This window comes from Pseudomonas sp. RT6P73, from assembly GCF_054897715.1.
The window spans coordinates 65,675-90,357 of the sequence record NZ_JBUBUV010000002.1; the positions used below are offsets into that span (position 1 = coordinate 65,675).

21 protein-coding genes are annotated in these 24,683 nt (G+C 59.0%); 10 read left to right on the forward strand and 11 right to left on the reverse strand.

Annotated features, from left to right (window positions below; all coding sequences use genetic code 11):
- The first annotated feature begins 1 nt into the window (after position 1).
- Together cydB and ACYZT6_RS00530 are read left to right on the forward strand one after the other, a co-directional pair.
- Positions 2–1,009 (forward strand): cytochrome d ubiquinol oxidase subunit II, encoded by a 1,008-nt coding sequence (cydB, locus tag ACYZT6_RS00525; protein ID WP_462025303.1) that lies wholly within the window; start codon positions 2–4, stop codon positions 1,007–1,009.
- Between the two features lie 57 nt (positions 1,010–1,066).
- The gene (locus tag ACYZT6_RS00530; protein WP_462029890.1) at positions 1,067–1,234 is read left to right on the forward strand and encodes a DUF2474 domain-containing protein; all 168 of its coding nucleotides are present in this window, start codon (positions 1,067–1,069) and stop codon (positions 1,232–1,234) included.
- Between the two features lie 79 nt (positions 1,235–1,313).
- Here ACYZT6_RS00530 and ACYZT6_RS00535 read toward each other — a convergent pair whose 3' ends face one another.
- Both ACYZT6_RS00535 and ACYZT6_RS00540 read right to left on the reverse strand, forming a co-directional pair.
- Entirely contained in the window at positions 1,314–2,438 is a 1,125-nt protein-coding gene (locus ACYZT6_RS00535; protein WP_462025304.1) for a methyltransferase, read from the reverse strand.
- 189 nt (positions 2,439–2,627) lie between these two features.
- Positions 2,628–3,338, reverse strand: a complete 711-nt coding sequence (locus ACYZT6_RS00540; protein WP_462025305.1) for an autoinducer binding domain-containing protein — start codon at positions 3,336–3,338, stop codon at positions 2,628–2,630.
- A gap of 341 nt (positions 3,339–3,679) precedes the next feature.
- On the opposite strand from ACYZT6_RS00540, the gene ACYZT6_RS00545 reads away from it, so the two are divergent.
- On the forward strand, positions 3,680–4,456 hold the full coding sequence (locus tag ACYZT6_RS00545; RefSeq protein WP_462025306.1) for a ferredoxin--NADP reductase: 777 nt from the start codon (positions 3,680–3,682) through the stop codon (positions 4,454–4,456).
- A gap of 44 nt (positions 4,457–4,500) precedes the next feature.
- Here ACYZT6_RS00545 and mscL read toward each other — a convergent pair whose 3' ends face one another.
- Positions 4,501–4,914, reverse strand: a complete 414-nt coding sequence (gene mscL, locus ACYZT6_RS00550; protein ID WP_462025307.1) for a large-conductance mechanosensitive channel protein MscL — start codon at positions 4,912–4,914, stop codon at positions 4,501–4,503.
- Between the two features lie 286 nt (positions 4,915–5,200).
- On the opposite strand from mscL, the gene katB reads away from it, so the two are divergent.
- The 3 genes from katB to radA are packed head-to-tail and all read left to right on the forward strand — an operon-like array spanning position 5,201 to position 8,757.
- Positions 5,201–6,742, forward strand: coding sequence for a catalase KatB (katB, locus tag ACYZT6_RS00555; RefSeq protein ID WP_462029891.1), 1,542 nt, complete (start codon positions 5,201–5,203; stop codon positions 6,740–6,742).
- A gap of 59 nt (positions 6,743–6,801) precedes the next feature.
- Positions 6,802–7,344 carry an ankyrin repeat domain-containing protein gene (locus ACYZT6_RS00560; RefSeq protein ID WP_462025308.1) on the forward strand — a complete coding sequence of 181 codons (543 nt, stop codon included), beginning with the start codon at positions 6,802–6,804 and terminating at the stop codon, positions 7,342–7,344.
- A gap of 45 nt (positions 7,345–7,389) precedes the next feature.
- Positions 7,390–8,757: a DNA repair protein RadA gene (gene radA, locus ACYZT6_RS00565; RefSeq protein ID WP_109635008.1), complete on the forward strand. Its 1,368-nt coding sequence runs from the start codon at positions 7,390–7,392 to the stop codon at positions 8,755–8,757.
- Positions 8,758–8,891: 134 nt separating this feature from the next.
- Here radA and ACYZT6_RS00570 read toward each other — a convergent pair whose 3' ends face one another.
- Entirely contained in the window at positions 8,892–9,260 is a 369-nt protein-coding gene (locus ACYZT6_RS00570) for a PilZ domain-containing protein (protein ID WP_462025309.1), read from the reverse strand.
- A 159-nt stretch (positions 9,261–9,419) separates the two neighbouring features.
- On the opposite strand from ACYZT6_RS00570, the gene ACYZT6_RS00575 reads away from it, so the two are divergent.
- The 3 genes from ACYZT6_RS00575 (at position 9,420) to yjiA (ending at position 12,830) form a co-directional block, all read left to right on the forward strand.
- A complete protein-coding gene (locus ACYZT6_RS00575; RefSeq protein ID WP_462025310.1) occupies positions 9,420–11,486 on the forward strand; it encodes a carbon starvation CstA family protein in 2,067 nt (688 codons plus the stop codon).
- A gap of 14 nt (positions 11,487–11,500) precedes the next feature.
- Positions 11,501–11,698, forward strand: a complete 198-nt coding sequence (locus tag ACYZT6_RS00580) for a YbdD/YjiX family protein (RefSeq protein ID WP_462025311.1) — start codon at positions 11,501–11,503, stop codon at positions 11,696–11,698.
- 163 nt (positions 11,699–11,861) lie between these two features.
- A complete protein-coding gene (yjiA, locus tag ACYZT6_RS00585; protein WP_462025312.1) occupies positions 11,862–12,830 on the forward strand; it encodes a GTPase in 969 nt (322 codons plus the stop codon).
- A gap of 99 nt (positions 12,831–12,929) precedes the next feature.
- Here the strand turns inward: yjiA and ACYZT6_RS00590 are convergent, their stop codons facing one another.
- The 5 genes from ACYZT6_RS00590 to ACYZT6_RS00610 form a co-directional block, all read right to left on the reverse strand.
- A complete protein-coding gene (locus tag ACYZT6_RS00590; protein ID WP_462025313.1) occupies positions 12,930–13,619 on the reverse strand; it encodes a GntR family transcriptional regulator in 690 nt (229 codons plus the stop codon).
- A gap of 25 nt (positions 13,620–13,644) precedes the next feature.
- Positions 13,645–14,349: a FadR/GntR family transcriptional regulator gene (locus tag ACYZT6_RS00595; protein WP_462025314.1), complete on the reverse strand. Its 705-nt coding sequence runs from the start codon at positions 14,347–14,349 to the stop codon at positions 13,645–13,647.
- A 67-nt stretch (positions 14,350–14,416) separates the two neighbouring features.
- On the reverse strand, positions 14,417–15,730 hold the full coding sequence (locus ACYZT6_RS00600; RefSeq protein WP_462025315.1) for a C4-dicarboxylate transporter DctA: 1,314 nt from the start codon (positions 15,728–15,730) through the stop codon (positions 14,417–14,419).
- Between the two features lie 332 nt (positions 15,731–16,062).
- Positions 16,063–17,316, reverse strand: a complete 1,254-nt coding sequence (glyA, locus tag ACYZT6_RS00605; protein ID WP_054051411.1) for a serine hydroxymethyltransferase — start codon at positions 17,314–17,316, stop codon at positions 16,063–16,065.
- A gap of 250 nt (positions 17,317–17,566) precedes the next feature.
- A complete protein-coding gene (locus tag ACYZT6_RS00610; protein ID WP_462025316.1) occupies positions 17,567–21,415 on the reverse strand; it encodes a bifunctional diguanylate cyclase/phosphodiesterase in 3,849 nt (1,282 codons plus the stop codon).
- A 425-nt stretch (positions 21,416–21,840) separates the two neighbouring features.
- On the opposite strand from ACYZT6_RS00610, the gene ettA reads away from it, so the two are divergent.
- Entirely contained in the window at positions 21,841–23,505 is a 1,665-nt protein-coding gene (gene ettA / locus ACYZT6_RS00615) for an energy-dependent translational throttle protein EttA (RefSeq protein ID WP_462025317.1), read from the forward strand.
- A 181-nt stretch (positions 23,506–23,686) separates the two neighbouring features.
- Here ettA and ACYZT6_RS00620 read toward each other — a convergent pair whose 3' ends face one another.
- Positions 23,687–24,181 carry a GreA/GreB family elongation factor gene (locus ACYZT6_RS00620; protein WP_462025318.1) on the reverse strand — a complete coding sequence of 165 codons (495 nt, stop codon included), beginning with the start codon at positions 24,179–24,181 and terminating at the stop codon, positions 23,687–23,689.
- Positions 24,182–24,251: 70 nt separating this feature from the next.
- Positions 24,252–24,608 carry a hypothetical protein gene (locus ACYZT6_RS00625; RefSeq protein WP_462025319.1) on the reverse strand — a complete coding sequence of 119 codons (357 nt, stop codon included), beginning with the start codon at positions 24,606–24,608 and terminating at the stop codon, positions 24,252–24,254.
- Positions 24,609–24,683: the final 75 nt, after the last annotated feature.

Sequence of the window (24,683 nt, forward strand, 5' to 3'; positions counted from 1 at the left end):
CATGGGTATTGATCTTCCGCTGATCTGGGCCGTGATCATCATCTTCGGCATCATGATGTACGTGGTCATGGATGGCTTCGACCTTGGGATCGGGATTCTCTTCCCGTTCATCCCCGGCAAGACCGACCGTGACGTGATGATGAACACCGTCGCCCCGGTCTGGGACGGCAACGAAACCTGGCTGGTACTGGGCGGCGCGGCGTTGTTCGGCGCGTTCCCGCTGGCCTATTCGGTGGTGCTCTCGGCACTGTACCTGCCGCTGATTTTCATGCTGATCGGGCTGATTTTCCGTGGCGTGGCGTTCGAGTTCCGCTTCAAGGCCAAGGACGACAAGCGCCATTTGTGGGACAAGGCATTCATCGGCGGTTCGATTGCCGCCACCTTCTTCCAGGGGGTGGCGCTGGGTGCATTCATCGATGGATTGCCGGTGGTCAACCGCCAGTTCGCCGGTGGTTCGCTGGACTGGCTGACGCCGTTCACAATGTTCTGCGGTGCGGCGCTGGTGGTGGCCTATGCGCTGCTGGGCTGCACCTGGCTGATCATGAAGACCGAAGGCAAATTGCAGGAACAGATGCATGATCTGGCGCGGCCGTTGGCGTTTGTATTGTTGGCGGTGATCGGCATCGTCAGTATCTGGACCCCGCTGGCCCATGCCGAGATCGCGGCGCGCTGGTTCACGCTGCCGAATCTGTTCTGGTTCCTGCCGGTGCCAATCCTAGTGCTGGTGACTATGTACGGTCTGATCCGCGCCGTGGCTCGCAATGCGAACTACACGCCATTCCTGCTGACACTGGTGCTGATCTTTCTGGGTTACAGCGGTCTGGGCATCAGCCTGTGGCCCAACATCGTGCCGCCTTCGATTTCGATCTGGGACGCCGCCGCACCGCCGCAAAGCCAGGGCTTCATGCTGGTCGGCACACTGTTCATCATCCCGTTCATTCTGGGTTACACCTTCTGGAGCTACTACGTGTTCCGCGGCAAGGTGACCCATGAAGATGGTTATCACTAGCGCACACGACAATGGCGCAGGGCTTATTCCTGTGCCGTTTCAAAGGAGGTCACGATGATGGCTGGCAAACATTCCCTGGAGGAAATCAAGGCAGCAGAGAAGAAACCGCTTTTGCAGCGGCTCGGTTGGTTGGCCTTGATCTGGGTCGGTAGCGTGGGCGCCCTGTTTATCGTGGCGAGCCTGATGCGCATGTTCATGAACGCCGCGGGTCTGTCCACGCCCTGAAACACACGACATTCCCATCCCGTTGCCCTGCGGCACGGATTCAAACCCTCCTGTCACGGAGGGTTTTTTTTACCTGCGATTATTTGCGGGCTTTGAGAATGACGAATTTCGGCGTGGCCGCCACTTGCTCAACGCCACGGAACAGTCGCGCGAGCTTGCTGTGGTAACCCAGGTGACGGTTGCCGACGATGTACAGCGCACCGCCTGTCACCAAGGCTTCACGCGCCTGCTGGAACATCCGCCAGGCGAGAAAGTCGCCGACGATTTGTTGCTGGTGAAACGGTGGATTGCACAGCACCACGTCCAGCGATTGCGGTTCTTGCCCGGCCAGGCCATCGCCGGCGCGTACGATCACGTCACGATCACCGAGCGCAGCGCGCCAGTTTTCAGCCGCTGATTGCACTGCCATGAATGACTCGTCCACCAGCGTGTAATGGGCATCAGGGTTTTGCAGAGCGCTGGCGATTGCCAATACGCCGTTACCGCAACCGAGGTCGGCGACTCGCGCTGTACCGAGGTTCTGTGGCAAATGTGGGAGAAAGGCTCGTGTGCCGATGTCCAGCCCTTCGCGGCAGAACACATTGGCGTGGTTCAGCAGTTCGATTGCCGGTGTGTCGAGTTGATAGCGTGAAGGGTAGGGGGACACGGCTGGGGTTTTGGCTTCAGGCGTTGCGATCAGCAGCCGGGCTTTTTTGACCGCCAACGAGGCTTGCACCGGGCCGATGTAACGTTCCAGCAGATCACCCGCGGCGCGCGGCAGATGCTTGACCATCGCTGCCGCAATCACCTGAGCGCCCGGAGCCAGTTGGTTTTGCAGACGAATCAGTTGCTCTTCCAGCAAGGCCAGGGTTTTCGGCACCCGGATCAACACGCGGTCAAACGGGCCGGTGAACGCTTCGTTCGCCGGAACAAACGGCACCGCATCAAATGCCTGGCCGTTGCGGATCAGATTCTTTTCCAGACCCTGGAAGGCCAGGAACGAGTCGCCGCTGCTGGTCACCAGGACTTTTCCCGCCAGGCTCGCTGCCAATGCGCCGAAGCTATCGTTGAGCACCAGTACTCGGGTGTCCGCGTCCAGTTGCTGCTCGGCCAGATGATTGAGCAGATATTCGTCTGCGGCATCGAAAGCCTGCAGCGGTTCGTTCTGCTGTTCTGGCTGACGGATCAGATCGAGTTGGGCGAAGGGTGTTTCGAGCAAGGGCATGAGGCGGGGCTCTGGGTAGTCAACGGGTGTGGTGTCCCGCTGCCTGAGGCGTTGTAGCGGGCGGGGCCGTCCGAGTGGACTGCGACGTGATGTTTCACTCGTCATCACTCTGGAGGAACCGCAAATGGTACGTTTTTTTCTTTTGGAATACTCGCGGGTTTTTCGTCCCCGGGTATTTGGGCGCAATGCTCAGATCATGCAGGCCCTTGCCGCTTTGATGACGGCGGCGATCTTGTTGTTGACACCCAGTTTTTTGATGGCGCTGCTGATATGAAAATTTACGGTGCGTTCAGCAATTTTGAGGATCATGCCTATTTCACATGCAGTTTTGCCATCGGCCGACAGTTTCAGTATCTCGATTTCGCGTGTCGATAAATGGGGTTTGTAGGGATCACTCACGCGTGAAGGCAGCTTTTTTGCGACAAGCCCATGCAGTTGGTGGCAGATGAAGATCGTGTAACCCAGCTTTTCATACAATTCGTAGGGGGTGATGGGGTCGTTGCTTCTGGCCAGACTGAACATGCTGCAGAGCCCGCTGTCGCCATGAAGCGATTGCGACCAGCCATACTTCAAACCGAGTTGCTTTTGTTCTTGCCACAGTGTTGGTGTCTTTGAGTAGGCTTCCTCTCCCCAAAGAATGGGGAGTGTCGAGTGATTGCAATGAGCCAGTATCGGATCTACGTCGTCGTAGTGGTTCTTTTCATATTTCAAGTTCCAGTCGCTTGGGTAATTATTGAGATTCACTCTTTCGAAGTGCGGGCCTCGTGCGTGTGAAGTTATTGAAAAAGCACAGAATCTAAAGCCAAGGTCTTGTACGAGATCAAGTGACATCCGGTATGCAGACTCAACATCCCTCGCCTTGGATATCTGCCCTAATTGTGATTCCATCCACATTTTCATCGATGTAACTCCATGCGGGTATCTTGGGGGTGCGGATTGGATCCGAAATCCAGCACGCCACGAGTGTAGGAGTATTCCTACGCATTCGTTGCAATTTTTTCGCTCTTGAAAGGACTGAAAAATAAATAACTGGTTCTTAGCCCGAAGGGGCAAGTTGCATGAGGTACACCATTCAATTATTTAAACTTGTTTTGTACCTTCTGGTTAATGTTTAGCGACGCCCAATTTCAAACGCCGTAATGACCGTAAAAAGGCGCGCTGCGTAAAGCCACTACAAATCATCGGTGTTTACATTCCCCACTTTGCGGGACACTGGGGGTATCTGTTGAATGGAGCAGCCCATGACTGCAAGTGCCGAAAAATTCACTCGCCAGACCCTGACCGACGTTCAGCCGTTGACCCCCAACCTGTTCACGTTGCGGGCCACCAGAGACCCCGGCTTTCGGTTTCGCGCGGGGCAATTTGCCCGGCTTGGCGTGACCCGGTCCGACGGCAGCACGGTGTGGCGGGCCTATTCAATGGTCTCCTCGCCCCATGACGAATTTCTCGAGTTCTTTTCCATCGTCGTCCCTGGCGGGGAGTTCACCAGTGAACTGAGTCGGCTGGAGGTCGGCGATACGCTGCTGGTCGACCGTCAGGCCTTTGGTTATCTGACGCTGGATCGTTTCGTCGATGGCCGTGATCTTTGGTTATTATCCACAGGCACGGGCGTGGCACCGTTTCTGTCGATCCTTCAGGACTTCGAGGTGTGGGAGAAGTTTGAGCGGATCATCCTCGTCTACAGCGTACGCGAGTCTCGCGAGCTGGCTTATCAGGAGCTGATCGCGGGGTTGGCACAGCGCGACTATCTGGCCGAGTACGCGCACAAGTTGCAGTTCATCGCCACTGTTACGCGCGAGCAGCACCCCGGCGCCCTGAACGGGCGAATCACTACGCTGATTGAAAACGGTGAACTGGAGCGGGTGGCAGGGGTGGCGCTGACGGCCGAGCACTCGCGAGTCATGCTCTGCGGCAACCCACAGATGATCGATGACACGCGCAAGTTGCTCAAGCAACGCGACATGCACTTGAGCCTCAGCCGACGACCCGGCCAGGTAGCGGTGGAAAATTTCTGGTAAAAAAACGGCGCCCCGAAGGCGCCGTTTCTGCGTGCAACCAGCCTTCAGGGCTGATTGTTCTGGGCTTTGAGCAGATCACGGATCTCGCTCAACAGCTCTTCTTCCTTGGTGGGAACCGGCGGCAGGGTTGGCGCAACGGCCTCTTCGCGTTTCAGACGGTTGATGGCTTTGACGCCCATGAAGATCGCGAACGCAACGATGATGAAGTCGATCAGGCTCTGGATGAACTTACCGTAGGCCAGCATCACCGCCGGGACCTCCCCGTTGGCTGCCTTGAGCGTAACGGCTAGGTCACTGAAGTCCACCCCACCGATCAGCAGGCCGATTGGCGGCATCACCACGTCGCCGACAAACGATGAAACGATCTTGCCGAACGCGGCGCCGATGATGATACCGACGGCCATGTCGACCACATTACCTTTGACCGCGAAGGCCTTGAACTCAGTTATCACGCCCATAGGTTATTTCCTTGTTACAGATGAGGTTGGTGGGTCGCAGTGTAATTCAGCAGGACGGCTCTTGCTCGAAACACCGTCTTACAATGCCCGTGTTTATCGACACATTTGCAGGCATTTAGCTTTCAAAGTGACACCAATCGCGCGCGAATTACGCGCTAACAAGCTGATTAGCCACATAATTTTCTGAATCATCACATTACGTTCTTTCTATTTATGTTCTGCGGTCCGGGCCTCTAGCCTCTGGGCAGCGCACTTGGAGTGCGCCTTGAAAACAGAGGAACCTGATATGACTTCAACCATTGGCCTCGGGGCTTTTCCCCATCGGCGTACCCTTGGCGTGTTAACCGCCAGCCTGCTGTCCTTCTCCGTCCATGCTGCGACACTGACCCGCGATAACGGTGCTGCCGTCGGCGACAATCAGAACTCGCAGACCGCCGGCGCCAACGGCCCGGTGTTGCTACAGGACGTGCAACTGATCCAGAAGCTCCAACGCTTTGACCGTGAACGAATTCCCGAGCGCGTCGTGCATGCCCGCGGTACCGGTGCTCACGGCACCTTCACCGTGACGGAGGACCTGAGTGACCTGACCAAGGCCAAGGTATTCGCTGGTGGACAGAGCACGCCGGTATTTGTGCGTTTCTCGGCGGTGGTCCACGGCAACCATTCGCCAGAAACCCTGCGTGATCCCCGGGGCTTTGCTACCAAGTTCTACACGGCGGACGGCAACTGGGACTTGGTCGGCAACAATTTCCCGACCTTCTTCATTCGTGATGCCATCAAATTCCCGGACATGGTCCACGCCTTCAAGCCGGACCCGCGTACCAACCTGGACGATGATGCCCGCCGCTTTGATTTCTTCTCTCATGTGCCAGAGGCCACTCGCACCCTGACGGAGTTGTATTCCAAGTCCGGTACACCGGCCAGTTATCGAGAAATGGACGGTAATGGTGTTCATGCTTACAAGTTGGTTAATGCCAAGGGTGAAGTGCACTATGTGAAGTTCCACTGGAAAAGTCTGCAGGGGATTAATAATCTCGATCCAAAAGCAGTCACCAAAGTTCAAGGTCAAGACTACAGTCATATGACCAATGACTTGGTGAGTCATATTAACAAGGGTAACTTTCCGAAATGGGACTTGTACGTCCAGGTGTTAAATCCTCAAGACTTGTACAAGTTTGATTTTGATCCATTGGATGCAACCAAAATCTGGCCCGGAGTTCCTGAACGAAAAGTTGGACAAATGGTGTTGAACCGTAATCCGGCAAATGTCTTCCAGGAAACGGAACAAGTTGCCATGGCACCGGCCAATCTTGTTCCCGGTATCGAGCCTTCAGAAGATCGGTTGTTACAGGGCCGCGTATTCTCTTATGCCGATACTCAACTGTATCGCCTGGGCGCCAATGCACTGCAATTGCCGATCAATGCACCCAAGGTCGCCGTGAACAATGGCAATCAGGATGGCGCGATGAACATCGGCCACAGCAGCAGCGGTGTTAATTATCAGCCGAGCCGTTTGCTGCCGCGTGACGAGCCGCAAGCCGCGCGGTATAGCCAGTCGGCCCTGTCGGGCAGCACGCAGCAGGCGAAGATCAGGCGTGAGCAGAATTTCAAGCAGGCCGGCGATTTGTATCGCTCCTTCAGCAAGAAAGAGCGCAAGGACTTGATCGAGAGCTTCGGCGGTTCACTGGCCACCACCGATGACGAGAGCAAACACATCATCCTGTCCTTCCTTTATAAGGCCGACCCGGAATACGGGAGCGGCGTGACCAAAGTGGCCAAGGGGGATCTGAGCCGGGTCAAGGCGCTGGCGTCCAAGCTGGCTGATTGATCGCGTTTGCCTGAAAAGCGGGGCCTCTGACGAGGTCCCATCAGACCAAGGAGCTTGCCATGCGTTTTTGTCTATCGCTGTTACTGGCGTGCGTTTCGTTCAGCGTCTTCGGCGGGCCGGCCGAAGATCCCGCAGCGCTGAAGGTTCAACTGCAGGATTACTACTTCGACGCTGCCCGCCGTGGCGATGTGCCGATGCTCGATACCTTTATCGAGGCCGGTTACTCCCTCGATACCCGCGACGGCAAGGGTTACACCGCGCTGATACTTGGCGCCTATCACGGCCAGGCAGCCGCCGTGGACCGTTTGCTCGCGGCCGGGGCCGACGCCTGCGCGCAGGATCAACGCGGCAACACCGCCCTGATGGGCGCCATTTTCAAGGGTGAAATCCAGATCGCCAAAACCCTGTTGGCCGCTCATTGCAGCCCCGACCAACGTAACGGCGCCGGCCAGACTGCCGCGATGTATGCCGGATTGTTCAAACGGGTCGAATTGCTGGATGAGCTCAAGGCCAAGGGCGCCGACCTGAATGCCGAAGATCCGTTGGGCAACAGCGCCGCGCGTCTGGCCCAGGGTGAAATCCGCACAGCAGCGCCGCGCTGATCCGCTTCAGCTGAGCTATCATCGCGGTTTTTGCCGGGAGTTCAGATGGCCAAAGCCAAGCGCATGTACGGCTGCACCGAGTGTGGCTCAACCTTCCCCAAGTGGGCCGGCCAGTGCGGCGAGTGCGGGGCCTGGAACACGCTGACCGAAACCATGGTCGAGAGCGGCGGTGCCGCACCCCCCAGCGGTCGCACTGGTTGGACCGGCCAACAGGCACAGATCAAGACCCTGGCCGAAGTCAGCGTCGAAGAGATCCCGCGCTTCTCCACCGCGTCCAGCGAGCTCGATCGGGTGTTGGGTGGCGGCCTGGTGGATGGTTCGGTGGTGCTGATCGGCGGTGACCCGGGCATCGGCAAGTCGACCATTCTCCTGCAAACCTTGTGCAACCTCGCCAAAGTCATGCCGGCGCTGTACGTCACTGGCGAAGAATCCCAGCAGCAAGTGGCCATGCGCGCCCGTCGTCTCGGCTTGCCTCAGGATCAGCTGCGGGTGATGACCGAAACCTGCATCGAAACCATTATTGCTACCGCCCGGGTTGAAAAGCCCAAGGTCATGGTGATCGACTCCATTCAGACGATCTTCACCGAACAACTGCAATCGGCACCGGGTGGCGTGTCGCAGGTTCGGGAAAGTGCGGCGTTGCTGGTGCGTTATGCCAAGCAAAGTGGCACCGCGATTTTCCTCGTCGGCCACGTGACGAAAGAAGGCGCATTGGCCGGGCCGCGCGTGCTGGAGCACATGGTCGATACGGTGCTGTATTTCGAAGGCGAATCCGATGGGCGCCTGCGCCTGTTGCGTGCGGTGAAAAACCGTTTTGGTGCCGTCAACGAATTGGGCGTTTTCGGCATGACCGACAAGGGCCTGAAAGAAGTCTCCAACCCGTCGGCGATTTTTCTGACCCGTGCGCAGGAAGAAGTGCCAGGCAGTGTGGTCATGGCGACGTGGGAAGGGACGCGGCCGATGCTGGTGGAAGTCCAGGCGCTGGTGGATGACAGCCACTTGGCGAATCCGCGGCGGGTCACGCTGGGTCTGGATCAGAATCGCCTGGCGATGTTGCTGGCGGTGCTGCATCGTCACGGCGGGATTCCGACTCACGATCAGGACGTATTTCTCAACGTGGTTGGTGGGGTGAAGGTGCTGGAAACGGCCTCCGACCTGGCGCTGATGGCCGCGGTCATGTCCAGTTTGCGCAACCGGCCACTGCCGCATGATTTGCTGGTGTTCGGTGAAGTCGGGCTGTCGGGCGAAGTGCGCCCGGTGCCGAGTGGCCAGGAACGTTTGAAGGAAGCTGCCAAGCACGGCTTCAAACGCGCCATCGTGCCCAAGGGCAATGCGCCCAAGGAAGCGCCGCCGGGGTTGCAGATTATTGCCGTAACCCGTCTGGAACAGGCCCTCGACGCATTGTTCGAATAGCTGCAGGTAGCAAAGTAAACAATCCTGTGGGAGCCGGGCTTGCCCGCGATAGCGGTTTGTCAGTCGACATTTGTGTCAGAGCTGAAGACGTCATCGCGGGCAAGCCCGGCTCCCACAGGGTTTGCGTCGAACAGTCAGATTTCGATCAGGGCGCCCAATTCGCGCTCCAGTTCCTCGGGATCACCCAGGTTGAATTCGATCAACCGCCGCAGGCGTTCGATGGACTCCAGGCTGATGTGTTTGCAGACAAACCCGAGCTGGCCATGATCATCGTGGGTCAACATCACATCCATCTTGATCCCGACGTCTTCGTTGAGATGAATATCGACCAGGAAATGCCACTCTGGATTACCCAGCCACGGCTCGGGTTTCTCGATCAGCAGGCCCTTGAGTGACAGATCGATCAGCTTCACCGGCCAGATGAATTCCCCCTGGCTCAGCTCGGTTCGGGCATCGAACGCAATACGTTTGAAGCGGCGGCGTTCGGCAGGGTGCTCGCTCATGGCGCAATCCTCTAGTTGTTCGCTGACTATAGACCCGCATTGTCAGAGCCTGCCACTCAGGGCAGTCTTCTAGACCAATGTCGGGGTATGGCCTTTGTCGTCAGGCGAGCTAAACTCGGGGTGGCTGTCTTTCTTGTCCACCCTGGCTGGAATCATAAAATGAAAAATAATAATAGCCTGCTACGCCATCTACCCTGGCTGCTGCTGGCAATCGTGGGAGCGTGCGCCCTTGGTGTCGTGGCATTGCGCCGAGGTGAGGCGATCAACGCCTTGTGGATTGTGGTCGCTGCCGTGGCCATTTATCTGGTTGCCTACCGCTATTACAGTCTGTTCATCGCTAATAATGTGATGCAACTCGACCCGCGACGGGCCACCCCCGCCGTGATCAACAATGACGGTCTCGACTACGTCCCGACCAACAAACACATCCTCTTCGGTCACCACTTCGCGGCCATCGCTGGCGCGGGGCCGCTGGTCGGTCCGGTACTGGCGGCACAGATGGGCTATCTGCCCGGCACACTGTGGCTGATTGCCGGCGTGGTGCTGGCCGGTGCGGTTCAGGACTTCATGGTCCTGTTCATGTCCACCCGCCGCAACGGTCGCTCGCTGGGCGACATGGTCCGTGAAGAAATGGGCCGCATTCCCGGGACCATCGCGCTGTTTGGCTGCTTCCTGATCATGATCATCATCCTCGCGGTGCTGGCGCTGATCGTGGTGAAAGCCCTGGCCGAGAGCCCGTGGGGGATTTTCACGGTGATGGCGACCATCCCGATTGCGATGTTCATGGGCATCTACATGCGCTACATCCGCCCGGGCCGGATCGGTGAAATCTCCGTGGTCGGCGTGTTGCTGTTGCTGGGTTCGATCTGGCTGGGCGGGCAGATTGCCGCCGATCCGGTCTGGGCCAAGGCGTTCACCTTCACTGGCGTGCAGATTACGTGGATGCTGGTCGGTTACGGTTTCGTGGCCGCTTCGTTACCGGTCTGGCTGATTCTGGCACCGCGCGATTACCTCTCCACGTTCCTGAAGATCGGCACCATCGTGGCCCTGGCGATCGGCATCCTGATCACCATGCCCGAGCTGAAAATGCCGGCACTCACCCAGTTTATCGACGGCACCGGGCCGGTGTGGAAGGGCGGTTTGTTCCCGTTCCTGTTTATCACCATCGCCTGTGGCGCGGTCTCCGGTTTTCACGCACTGATCTCCTCCGGCACCACGCCGAAGCTGCTGGATAACGAAGTAAACGCCCGTTACATCGGTTACGGCGGCATGCTGATGGAATCCTTCGTCGCCATCATGGCGATGGTGGCCGCTTCGGTGATCGAGCCAGGCGTGTACTTCGCCATGAACAGCCCGGCGGCAGTCGTCGGCGGTGACGTGGTGACTGTCGCACAAACCGTCAGCAGCTGGGGTTTTGCAATTACCCCGGAAGCGCTGCAAGCGGTGGCCAAGGACATCGGTGAAACCACCATCCTGGCACGTGCCGGCGGTGCGCCGACCCTGGCGGTCGGTATCGCGCAGATCCTGCACAGTGTCCTGCCGGGTGAAAACACCATGGCGTTCTGGTACCACTTCGCGATCCTGTTCGAAGCGCTGTTCATCCTGACTGCGGTCGACGCCGGTACTCGTGCCGGCCGATTCATGCTCCAGGATTTGCTCGGTTCCTTCGTGCCGGCGCTGAAACGCACCGAGTCCTGGACCGCCAACCTGATCGCAACCGCCGGTTGCGTGGCAATGTGGGGTTGGTTGCTGTACCAGGGCGTGATCGATCCGCTGGGCGGCATCAACACCTTGTGGCCGTTGTTCGGTATCTCCAACCAGATGCTGGCGGGTATCGCGCTGATGCTCGGCACCGTTGTGCTGATCAAAATGAAACGCCAGCGCTACGTTTGGGTGACCATGCTGCCAGCAGTGTGGCTGCTGATCTGCACCACCACCGCAGGCTTCATCAAGCTGTTTGACGCCAACCCGGCGATCGGTTTCCTGTCGCTGGCGAAGAAATATAGCGATGCGCTGGCCAACGGTCAGATCCTCGCCCCGGCCAAGGACATCACTCAGATGCAGCACGTGATCTTCAACGCTTACACCAACGCAACGCTGACGGCGCTGTTCCTGTTCGTGGTCTTCAGTATCCTGTTCTATGCGCTCAAGGTCGGTATTTCCGCTTGGGGCAGCAAAGAGCGTACGGATAAAGAAGCACCGTTCCAGGTGGTGCCGGATGCGTAATCGAGGAATGCACGATGTTCAATGACCTGAGTCGCCTCGGTAAATACCTCGGTCAGGCCGCGCGCCTGATGGTCGGCATGCCCGACTACGACACCTACGTCGAGCATATGCAAACCAAACACCCGGACAAACCGGTGATGAGCTACGGGATGTTCTTCCGGGAACGCCAGGAAGCTCGTTACGGTGGCAAGGGTGGGCCGAAGTGCTGTTGACCCGGTTGTCGGGTTAACAGCAATTCCTGTGGGAGCTAGCCTGCTGGCGATGACGGCTGAACATTCAACATCACTGTTGATTGACAGTCCGCCATCGCTAGCAGGCTAGCTCCCACATTTGTTTTTGTGTTGAATTCTCATTTTGTGAAACAGGAGATACCAGTTGTCCTCTCCCATCCCAGTCACGATCCTCAGCGGCTTTCTCGGCGCCGGCAAGACCACGCTGCTGCGTCACCTGCTCAAAGCCGAGCACGGCCTGAAAATCGCGGTGATCGAGAACGAATTCAGTGACGCCGGTATCGACACCCAGCTGTTGGGCGACGAACCCGTGCAAGTGATGACGCTGTCCAACGGCTGCGTCTGCTGCACCATCCACACCGACCTGACCAAGGCCTTGTACCTGCTGCTCGAACGCCTGGACAGCGGCGAAATCGCCTTTGACCGTCTGGTGATCGAATGCACCGGCCTCGCTGACCCGGCGCCAGTGGCACAAACCTTTTTCATCGATGAAGAGCTGCGCGAGCGTTACATTCTCGACGGCATCATCACCCTGGTAGACGCGGCGCACGCCGACACTCACCTGACCCAGACCATCGCCCAGGCGCAAATCGGTTTTGCCGACCGCTTGCTGGTGAGCAAACGGGATCTGGTGGACGAATCGACGTTTACCGCGTTGAGCGAGCGCCTGACCCGCATCAACCGTCGCGCGCCGATTCGCGTGGTCGAACACGGCAAAATCGACCTGGCCGAACTGCTCGACGTTCGCGGTTTCAACCTGAATGCCGACCTCGGCGGCGTCAGCCTGCGCCCGGTAGGCAAGGCGCCCTCCATCGACCGGATTTCCAGCCTGGTGCTGCGCACCGACAAGCCGCTGGATATCGACAAGCTCAGCGAATTCATGAACGAGCTGCTCGAAGACCATGGCAAGCAGTTGCTGCGGTACAAGGGTGTGTTGAGCATCCAGGGTGAGCCGCGGCGGATGGTGTTTCAGGGGGTGCTGAAGCTTTACGGGTTCGACTGGGACACGGAGTGGGCGGAGGACGAGGTGCGGGAAAGCGTGATCGTGTTTATTGCCGATGATTTGCCGGAAGAGAAGATACGTGAGGGGTTTGCGCGGGTGGCTGCGGATTGAACCATTTTGTCCGTCAGTGATGACGCCTTCGCGGGCAAGCCTCGCTCCTACAAGGGCTATGAATTACCTGTAGGAGCGAGGCTTGCCCGCGAAGGCGATTTAACCGGCAGCACGATCTTGACTGGATCTCGATCCAGCGTTCAGCAATGTCTCTTCCAGATGATCAAGATGCCGATTCAGCGAAGCCACTGCCATTTCGGCATCCCCACGCTCAATCGCATCCAGAATCCCTGCATGCACCTGCCACCCGCAATTCCCATCCAACTGCGTATCAAACTGCGCAATCGCCAGCGAAGTAAGCGGCACCAGGCTACCGAGAAAATGCGCCAACGGTGCATTCCCCGCCATTTCAGCCAACTGCAAATGAAACTCCCCAGACAACCGAATCCCCGGGCCACGCGCGGTACAGCTGCGCTCGCGATCAATCAGGGCATGCAGGCGATTCAAGTCTTGCGCACGAGGTTGCCGGCAGGCCAGTCGCACCAACGTGATCTCGGTCAGCCGTCGGGCATGCAACGTTTGCCGGGTCTGCTCGGCATCGAGCGCGGCAACGCGGGGCCGGTGGTTCGGGCGAAGGACGATGATCTGCTGATGGGACAGTCGCGTCAGTACGCCTCGAACGTCACTGCGTCGAACACTGAACGACTGCGCCAGGCTTTCTTCGGTAAAACGGCTGGACGCAGTGAGGCGCTGTTCGAGAATGGCGTCGAAGATCCGCGAATAGAGATCATCCGCCCGCGGTGGAAAGGGCAGGGCAGTGAGTGTCTGCGGTGAAGCGAAGCTGTTCATGGCCTGTCTCCAGTTCGATGCAATTTTAACTGCCGAGGTTGTCGTCCGGGATATTCAACTCAATGCCCATGCGCTGGCCTTCCCGAAGGATGTGCCGACGCATCTCGGCGCTGGCCTGGGCGCTGTTTTTGCTGCGAATCGCCCGCACCACGGCTTCGTTCTCCTCAAGGCGTTCGGCCAGATGCTCTGGCGAATTGCGCAGCACTTCGGCGCTTTGCTTGAGGGCATTGCTGGTCTGCTGCACCACACTCTGGAAGATCGGGTTCGAGGTCAGCGTGAACAGCTCTTCGTGGAAGGCGATGTAGGCGTTGACCCCGGCCTCGCTGTCGTTGGCCTCCAGCGCTTCGCGCATGTCCATCAGGGTCAGACGCAGTTGCCCGACTTCCTTGCTGCTGATCGATTGCGCGACCAGGCCGACGATGAACGGCTCGAGGGTGTAGCGCAGTTGCAGCACGTCTTCCAGGCTGGCGCCGGCCACCGCGCTGTCGTGGCTTTGGCTGTCGCTGAGATTTGCGTCCAGCACCACCACGCCTTTGCCGGGCATCGAGCGCACCAGGCCAAGGGTTTCCAGCACGATCACCGCTTCACGCAGGCTCGGGCGGCTGATGCCCAGTTGTTCGGCCAGTTCACGTTGCCCCGGCAGCATTTCGCCCGAGCGCCACTGACCACGGGCCAAAGCGGCCCGGAGTTTTTCTACGACTGAGTTCACAACGGTCGACGAGGTAATCACTGTTCGCTCCATGAGCATCCAAAACGATTGATGGCCATGCCTGCCCGCAGGCAGGCACGGCGATTATTCAAAATTCCTGCTGATGCGCCGGGGCGACAGGTTTTCTTGGCTGGAAGGTATAACCCACCTGGCCGGAAAGCACTTTGTTCGCCCGTTGAATATCGATGTCCTTCTCCCAGCGGGCGATGGCCACGGTAGCCACGCAGTTGCCGATCAGGTTGGTCAGCGCCCGGCCGATGCCCATGAACCAATCCACCGCCAGCACCAATACCAGGCCGACCACCGGAATCGCCGGGATCGCCGTGAGTGTCGCCGCCAGAATCACCAGCGCGGAACCGGGAATCCCGTGGGCACCTTTGGAGGTGATCAGCGAGACCAACAGAATCGTCAGCAGATCGGTCATCGCCAGCGGCGTGCCGGTGGCATTGGCGATGAAGACGATGGCGAGGGTCAGGTAGATCGAGAAACCGTCGAGGTTGAACGAGTAACCCGTAGGAATCACCAACCCGACTGTCGAACTGCCGATGCCCAGATGCTCAAGCTTGCGCATGATTTGTGGCAGCACGGCGTCGGAGGAAGCGGTGCCCATGACGATCAACAGTTCTTCGCGCAGGTACTTGAGCAGCGGCCACATCTTCAGGCCCGAAAGGCGCATCACCAGGCCGAGAATCAATGTTACAAACGCCACACAGGTCAGGTAAAACAGGCCGACAAGGCTGCCCAGGTGCTGCAGCGAATCCAGGCCATATTTGCTGGTGGTGAAGGCGATGGCGCCGAACACGCCGATCGGCGCCAGGCGCACGATCATGCCCATGATGCGGAAGATCACGTGGCTCAGTTCATTGATCAGCCGCGAGATCCCGGAAGCCGCCTCGCCCACCAGGTTCAGCGCGCTGCCGAACAGCACCGAAAACAGCAGCACTTGCAGAATGTTGTTCTCCGCGAAGGCGCCGATTACCGAGGTCGGGATCAGGTCCATCAGGAACTGCGTGGTGCTGTGCATGTGCTGGCCGCGTTGGGCGATGTCGCCGATGTCGGCGGTAGAGAGCTGATCCAGGTGAATGTTCGCGCCGCTGCCGATGCCGGTGGTGAAAGCGAACACCAGACCAATGACCAGGGCGATGGTGGTCAGGATCTCGAAGTAAATCACCGATTTCAGGCCGATGCGGCCGACTTTTTTCAGATCGCCGGCACCGCTGATGCCGCTGACCACCACGCAGAACACAATCAGGCCAATGAGCATCTTGATCAGTTTGATGAAGCCGTCGCCGAGCGGTTTGAGCTGGGCAGAGTATTCAGGAAGGGTCAGCCCGCAGACGATGCCGAGCACCAGTCCGAGAACCACTTGGAGGAAGATTGAACGCGAGCACCATCTGAGCATGGGAGGAATCCTGGTCGGTGTCCTGGCTGCCGTGCGCTTGAGTGGGCGCATCAGATTCAGGACTTAATTATTGTGGTCTTACCGGTATGTCCAGTGCAGGCGCAGTCTAGGCGCTGTTTTTGGGTGATCGCAAGCGGAATTTGTGAAATTGGCATGACCGGTCTGACCAGTGGTGCTGGTCCTGTAGGAGCCGGCTTGCTGGCGATGGCGGCCGAAAGATCATTGCAAGGCTCTAGGACGTATCGCCAGCAAGCCGGCTCCTACAAATCCAGGACGAAAAAAAACCGGCCATCACGTGGCCGGTTTTTCAGTGCTGCGGTTTAGCGGTGCAATTAAGCGCCGTACACCGGCAGCTTCTTGCAGATGGCCTTGACCTTCTCACGAACGGCGTCGATAACCGCTTCGTTGTTCAGGTCCGCCAGGATGTCGCAGATCCAGCCGGCCAGCTCTTTGCACTCTGCTTCCTTGAAGCCGCGAGTGGTCACAGCCGGAGTGCCGAAGCGCAGGCCGGAGGTGACGAACGGGGAGCGTGGATCGTTTGGCACGGAGTTCTTGTTCACGGTGATGAACGCTTTGCCCAGAGCGGCGTCGGCGTCTTTACCGGAGATTTCCTGCTTGATCAGCGACAGCAGGAACAGGTGGTTTTCAGTACCGCCGGAAACCACATCGAAACCGCGCTCGATGAAGACGCCGGCCATGGCCTTGGCGTTTTTCACCACTTGTTGCTGGTAAGTCTTGAACTCAGGCTGCAGCGCTTCCTTGAAGCAGATCGCTTTGGCGGCGATCACGTGCTCCAGCGGGCCACCCTGGGCGCCCGGGAATACGGCGGAGTTGAGCTTCTTCTCGATGTCGGCGTTGGCGCGAGCCAGGATCAGGCCGCCACGTGGACCGCGCAGGGTCTTGTGCGTGGTGGTGGTCACGACGTCAGCGAATGGAACCGGGTTCGGGTAGACGCCAGCGGCGACCAGACCGGCCACGTGCGCCATGTCGACGAACAGGTAGGCGCCAACTTTGTCAGCGATTTCGCGGAAACGCGGGAAGTCAAGGATCTGCGAGTAGGCAGAAAAACCAGCCACGATCATTTTCGGCTTGTGCTCAACGGCCAGGCGCTCGACTTCGTCGTAGTCGATCAGGCCATTGGCGTCGATGCCGTACTGAACGGCGTTGTACAGCTTGCCGGAGGAGGAAACACTGGCACCGTGGGTCAGGTGACCACCGTGGGCCAGGCTCATGCCCAGGATGGTGTCGCCCGCTTGCAGCAGAGCCAGGTAAACGGCGCTGTTGGCTTGGGAACCGGCGTGCGGTTGAACGTTGGCGTAATCGGCGCCGAACAGTTCTTTGGCGCGGTCGATGGCCAGCTGCTCAACCACGTCGACGAACTCGCAACCACCGTAGTAGCGCTTGCCCGGATAGCCTTCGGCATACTTGTTGGTCAGTACCGAGCCTTGAGCTTCCATCACCGCTGGGCTGGTGTAGTTTTCCGAAGCGATCAGCTCGATGTGTTCTTCCTGGCGCTGAGCTTCTTGCTCCATGGCGGCAAAAAGATCGGCGTCGTACTTGGCAATAGTCAAATCACGGCTGAACATGGCGGTCCTCAAGGATCGGGGGCAGAAAAGGGGGGCATTCTAACCCAATGGGTTTTAGATGGCATATGAAAGGACATCATGTCGCAGACAAGTGGGCTTCATGTCGGGATCAGCGGTGATTGTGCGGGCCCCTTCGCGGGCAAGCCTCGCTCCTACAGGATCTCCAGCGTTCACAATTTTGGCGTGCACCTGAAAATCCCGTAGGAGCGAGGCTTGCCCGCGAAGGCGTCAGGACAGGCGCCACACAATCTCAGTCGAACATGAACAGCGCATCATTACTGAACTGCGCCTCGAACCGGCTCGCCGGCATCGGCCGGCCGAACAGATACCCCTGAACCTCATCGCACCCATGCTCACGCAGGAAGTCGAGCTGCTCGTGGGTTTCCACGCCCTCGGCGATGACCGCCAGGTTCAGGCTGTGGGCCATGGCGATGATCGCCCGGGCAATCTGCGCATCCTGTTCACCCGACGGCAGGCCATCAACGAAGGTACGGTCGATTTTCAGCACGTCGATGGGGAATTGCTTGAGGTAGTTGAGCGATGAGTAACCGGTGCCGAAATCATCGACCGCAATGCTCAGGCCGAGGTTTTTCAACCCGGCGAGGATCTGCATCGCTTCGCTGACTTCGCGCATCAGGATACTTTCGGTCAGTTCCAGCTCCAGGCACGCCGGTGGAAGGCCGGTTTCCTTGAGAATGGTGGCGATCCGCGTGCCGAGCTGGCCGTCGGAGAACTGCCGGGCGGAGATGTTTACCGATACCTTCGGCACCCGCACCTTGGCCTGATGCCAGGTCTTGAGCTGACGGCAGGCTTCGCTGATCACCCAGTCGCCAACATCCACCACCAGCCCGAGCTCTTCAAGCACCGGAATGAAATCCCCCGGCGGCACCAGGCCGCGACGTGGATGACGCCAGCGCAGCAACGCTTCGGCACCGGTCAGGCGTTTGCCGTCGCCGCTGAACTGCGGCTGGTAGTAGAGAACGAATTCGTCTTGTTCCAGGGCATGCCGCAAATCGCTTTCCAGTTCCAGGCGCTCCAGGGCGCTGGCGTTCATGTCCGCCTGATAGAACTGGAAGTTGTTCTTGCCGCGCTCCTTGGCGTGGTACATCGCGGTGTCGGCGTTCTTCATCAGCTGGCTGAGCTCGTTGCCATCCTGCGGGCTCAGGGCAATACCGATACTGGCGGTGACGAAGAATTCGCGGCCCTCCAGCACGAACGGTTTCACCAGGCTGGCGAGGATCTGCTCGGCCACATGAATCGCCCGGTTCAAGGCCACTTCACGGTTGACCCGCGGTTGCAGCAGCAAGGTGAATTCATCGCCGCCCATGCGCGCCACGGTGTCGTCATCGTCGACGCAGCCGAGCAGGCGCGTGGCCATTTCCTTGAGCATGCGGTCGCCGGCGGCGTGGCCGAGGGAGTCGTTGATCGGCTTGAAACGGTCGAGGTCGAGGAACATCAGCACCACCCAGGACTTCTGCCGCTCGGCCGATTGCAGCGCGGTGTGCAGACGGTCCTGGAACAGCGTGCGGTTGGGCAGGTGGGTCAGGGCGTCGTAGTAGGCGAGGCGGTGAATCCGCTGCTCGCTGGCCTTGCGCTCGCTGATGTCGCTGAAGAAGCACACGTAACTGGCCAGATCACCTTCATCGTCGAGCACCGCCGTGATTCCGACCCAGGCCGGGTAGTGCTCGCCGTTGCGCCGCTTGAGCCAGACTTCGCCTTCCCAGGTGCTGTTCTGATGCAGTTGCTTGAGCACATAACGCAGGTGGGCTTCCTGCTGCTCGTCGACGGTCAGCATGTTCGGCAGCTGGTCCAGCACCTGCTCCACGGCGTAACCGCTGACGCGACTGAACGCTTCGTTGGCCTGGACGATGTAGCCGGCCGGGTCGGTGATCAGGATCGCCGACGTGGAGTGTTCGAATACCGTGGCCGCCATGCGCAGGTCTTTCTCGGCCCGGCGCTGCTGGCTGATGTCGCGACCGACGCCCAGCACACCTTCGAATGCACCGTGTTCGTCCCAGACCAGCACCAGTCGCAACTCGATCGGGATCTTGCGCCCGTCGGCCCGCAGGCAATCGAACAGGAACAGTTGGGTCTGCACCTGACTGCGCAACAACGCCAGTTGCTCGGGTTTATCCAGCGCTTTGCTGACCCGGTCCATCAGGCTGTAAATGCCGGTCAGTTGCTGCGGGTTGGCAATGGTCGATTGCCAGCCGTTCTGGAAGATCCACTCGGCATCGTAGCCCAGCACGGCATGCACCGACGGGCTGACGTAATTGAGCGACATCTTGCTGTCGGTGGAGAAAATCACGTCGCTGATGCTTTCGGCGAGCATCCGGTAGCGCTGCTCGCTGTCACGCAGGGATTCACTGGCTTCGATCTGATCAGTGATGTCCTTGGCCACGCCGATGATCCGCGTGACTTGATCGTGTTTGTCCCGCGCCAAAGCCTGTTCGCGAATCTCGAAGCGCCGCCACTTGCCGTCGCGATGACGGAATCGCAGCTGGCATTGCAGCAATTGGGTGTAACCGGCGTGGCGCTGGGTCTGGCGCGAGCGGTGGTAGTAGTCGGCATCTTCGGGGTGCAGGAGGATCTCCCAGAAGTACTCGCCCATCTGGTGCAGCTCGGTGCGGTTGTAACCGAGGGTCTGGCCCAGGTGATGGTTGCTGAAGATCATCCGCTGGCTGATCACGTCCTGCACGTACAGGTGATCCGGCACCGTGCGCACCACATCGGACCAGAAGCTTTCACGTTCGAGCAGCGACAGTTCGATGAGTTTGCGGCTGGTGATGTCGGTGATGCTCAGGATCACCGCTTTGTAGTCGTCCTGGTCTTCCGGCAGGCGTAGCACCAGCCACAGGTGCTGGTCGCGGCCATGGGCATCTTTAAGCTGGATTTCCAGCTCAAGCTGTTTCTGCCGGTTGAGCACCGTTTCGAGCACTTGATGACCGATGGCAGTGCCGTCCAGCGGCGAGCCATCAATCAACAGTTTCCAGGCCTGATCGCAGGAGTTGACGTTAAGCAGTTGAAGGGCGACCTGGTTGACCTCGGTGATGCGCAGTTCCGAAAGCAGCTGGCGGCGTTGCTCCGTTACTTCGAGCCAGGCCTTGAGTTGCTCGCTGTTGTGCAGGTGGGCCTTGTCGAAGAAGGTCTTGAGCCCCGAGACGTCAAGGACGCAAAGGGCTACGCCAGTGCCTTCGAAAATATCGTGATAGCGTCGGCGGCCCTCATGCAGTTGGCGTTGACGGCGGCGAATGTTCAGCAGCGCGATGAACGGCAGCAGGGAGAAGGCCAGGCCCAACAGGCATTTGCCGATGAACGCCGGCAACTGTTGTTCGAGCACTTGCTGGCGATCGAACAGCCCGCGCAGCTGCCAATCGCTGCTGCTCAGGGGGACCGTCAGCACGCTGTTGGCCAGATCGTCCGGGGATAACGCGCTCGGTTTGACCGAAGGCGACGCTTCATCGCGGCTGATGATCTGGTGATTGACCCGGTTTTCCACCAGCCACAGCGGACGGATGCCGGTTTCGATTTGTTTGGTCAGTGACGAGAAAAAGGTCGGCGTCAGGCGCAGGGCCCAATAACCGCGGCTGCTGCCGCTGGCCTGATGCAGCAGCAGGTGCACCACTGAGCCGTCGTCGGCGTTGCTGAAATAGTGGGCCTGGGCGCGGCTGCGCCGGACCAGATCGCTGAGGTAATCGGCGTCCTGGCTGTCGGCGGCGCTGTCGCTGAGGACTTTGCCGGAAGGACTGAGCAACGCCAGGCTGCGCAGTTCCGGCAGCGACTGTTGCAACTTGCGCAGCAACGCCTGCTGTTCGTCGGCAGTTTGCGGTTGTTCGACGATTGGTAGCAGGTTGAGGGCAATCTGGGCGTTGAGCGCCATGTTCAGGCTGACTTGCGCGGCCAGGTCGGCGGTGTAGTCGATGGTGTATTGGCGCTGGTGTTTCTGTGTTTCGCGAAGCTGATCCAGCAGCTGCCAGAACAGCAGCGCGAGCAGCAACAGCACGAGTGTTGCCAACGCACCCTTCAAGGATCCGCGCAGGGGCGAGCCGGTCGCAGGACTGGCTGCGCTCACGGACGATGGCGGAGAGACATTAGACAAACTGTAATCCTGCGGTTTGGCTGGACTGGCGCGACGTGCACTATAAGCCGGACGCCCGAAGGGCGGCTAGCATGCCTTGAGTTGTGGCGAAGTGCCAGCCCCTCACGGCTGGACTGCCATCTGTCATTAAGGTAGCTTTGCCGGTTACGCGGGAGCCCAGACACTGTTAAAACTACTGCGCTCGGAAATACTGCGTTGAAAACAGGCTCGGACTGCTCATTTACAGCCCGTAAACTCCGCGTCCTCGCCTGTTTCCGCCTTGTCTTTCCTTCGCTCGTTACGTTTTAACAGCGCCTGGTCCAGCTCCTAGAATCAGACTTTTTCAGCGCGCACGTATTGATAACCATCAATCGGACGACGCGCACAGTCTGGCCGGGCTTCGCCTGCGCTCCAATCATTCATCTGTCACTGACCCAAGGTTCTCCATGGCTCAATACGTATTCACCATGCATCGGCTGGGCAAAGTTGTTCCGCCGAAGCGGGAAATCCTGAAAAACATTTCTCTGTCGTTCTTCCCCGGCGCCAAGATCGGCGTACTCGGCCTCAACGGTTCGGGTAAGTCCACGCTGCTGAAAATCATGGCGGGCGTCGACACCGAGTTCGAGGGCGAAGCCCGTCCGATGCCGGAGTTGAACATCGGCTACCTGCCGCAAGAGCCGATCCTGGACCCGACCAAGACCGTACGTGAAGTGGTCGAGGAAGCGGTCAGCGTGATCAAGAACGCCCAGGCGCGCCTGGACGAGGTCTACGCGGCTTACGCTGATGAAGACGCCGACTTCGACAAACTGGCCGCCGAACAGGCCAAACTCGAAGCTATCTTGCAAGCCAGTGATGGTCACAACCTGGATCGCCAACTGGAAGTCGCCGCCGATGCGCTGCGTCTGCCGGCCTGGGATGCCAAGGTCGAATTCCTCTCCGGCGGTGAAAAACGTCGTGTGGCCCTGTGCCGCCTGCTGCTGTCTGCCCCCGACATGCTGCTGCTCGACGAACCGACCAACCACCTGGACGCCGATTCCGTCGCCTGGCTGGAGCACTTCCTGCACGATTTTCCGGGCACCGTGGTAGCGATCACGCACGACCGGTACTTCCTGGACAACGTTGCCGGCTGGATCCTCGAGCTCGACCGCGGCGCCGGTATCCCGTACGAGGGCAACTATTCGGGTTGGCTTGAAGCCAAGTCCGATCGTCTGGCGGCTGAATCCAAGTCGCAGTCGGCTCACGAAAAAGCCATGAAGGAAGAACTGGAGTGGGTGCGCAAAGGCGCCAAGGCCCGCCAGTCCAAATCCAAGGCTCGTCTGCAACGCTTCGAAGAAATGCAATCGCAGGAATTCCAGAAGCGCAGCGAAACCAACGAGATCTACATCCCGGCCGGTCCGCGCCTGGGCGACAAGGTCATCGAGTTCAAGAACGTCTCCAAGGGCTATGGCGATCGCGTGTTGATCGACAACCTGTCGTTCTCCATGCCTAAAGGCGCCATTGTTGGCGTGATCGGCGGTAACGGTGCCGGTAAATCGACCCTGTTCCGCATGCTGATGGGCAAGGAAACACCGGATTCGGGCAGCATCGAAGTCGGCGAAACCGTGCAACTGGCGTGCGTCGATCAGAGCCGCGAAGACCTGGATGGCAGCAAGACTGTGTTCCAGCAAATCTCCGACGGTTCCGATCAGATCCGCATCGGCAACTACGAGATTCCGTCGCGTACCTACGTCGGTCGCTTCAACTTCAAGGGTGGCGATCAACAAAAGTTCGTCAAGGACCTGTCCGGTGGTGAGCGCGGTCGCTTGCACCTGGCCCTGACCCTGAAAGAGGGCGGCAACGTATTGCTGCTCGACGAACCGTCCAACGACCTCGACGTTGAAACCCTGCGTTCCCTGGAAGAAGCCCTGCTGGACTTCCCGGGCGCCGCCATTGTGATCTCTCACGATCGGTGGTTCCTTGACCGCGTCGCGACGCACATCCTGGCGTACGAAGACGACTCGCAAGCGGTGTTCTTCGAAGGTAACTACACCGAGTACGAAGCCGATCGCCGCAAGCGTCTCGGCGAAGCGGCTACCCAGCCGCATCGTGTACGGCACAAGAAACTGGCCTGATATCAGGTTGGTTGCATGAAAAACGGAGCCTTCGAGCTCCGTTTTTTTTTGCGTTTTTCAGGCTCGCCGAGGTGCATTCATCGCAGGCAAGCCAGCTCCCACAGGGATTTTCGTTTACTGGAGATCTACGGCATCCACCAACACTGTGGGAGCGGGCTTGCCCGCGATGGCGGCCTGAAGATCACTCTATATCTATGCCCAGAACCTCAATCACCAAATCCCCCACCGGCCGCTTCCACACCACTTCATCCCCGACCTGCGCGCCCAGCAACGCCCGCCCCAGCGGCGAGCCCCAGTTGATCAGCCCGCTCGCAGCCTCCGCCTGATCCTCGCCCACCAACTGCACGCGTTGTTCGTTGCCTTGTTCATCGGCAAAGGTCACCCATGCGCCGATCTGCACTTTGTCGGTCGACGAGGCCGGTACTACCGGTTGAGCGCTTTGCAGGCGTTGATTGAAATATCGCCAGTCACGCTCAAGGTCAGCCTGGCGCTGTTTGTCCGCCAGTTCACCCTGTGCATTCTGTTCGTTGATCAGGTTTTGCACCTCGGCGACTTTCGCCTGAAGCTGCGCAAACCCGGCGGGCGTGACGTAATTGGGCTGCGCGCTGACCTGCCGTTCGACGGGCTGATCGGCTTGCGCGGCGGCGTTATCTTCATTGACGAAAGCGCGACTCATGGTTTTCTCCCGTTATAGGGTTTGGGCCATGGTTGCAGGCTTTTAGTTTCGAGGGATGTCTGTCAGCGACTCATTGCGAGCGATAGGCACGGGCGGTGTCCTGGTCCTTCTGTTGCTGCCAGGCTTTGTCCCGGTCGTCCCAGTGGTGGCTGCGATAGTATTCGCGATCTTCATTTTCGCGCATGGCCTGGCACTGGCGAAAACCATCGCTCCAGCCTTCGGCGTACTGTTTGTCCTTGAGATAACGCGGGACGTTCTTGCGAAACTCCCCGGTAATTGCCCCCGCGGCTTGCCGGCCACTGCTGCAACCGTCATCGAAACCATCGGCGAACGCCGGTGGATAACCTTTGGCGATCAAATCTTCGTGGGTCGACTGGCAACCCGCGATCAACATCAACAACCCCAGCACACCTGCGTTACGCCACATCTTGGACTCCCGGCCGTTGGACGGCCTACAGGTGAAGTCTACGAGTGAAATTGTCAGGCGATCGTGAAAGGCGTG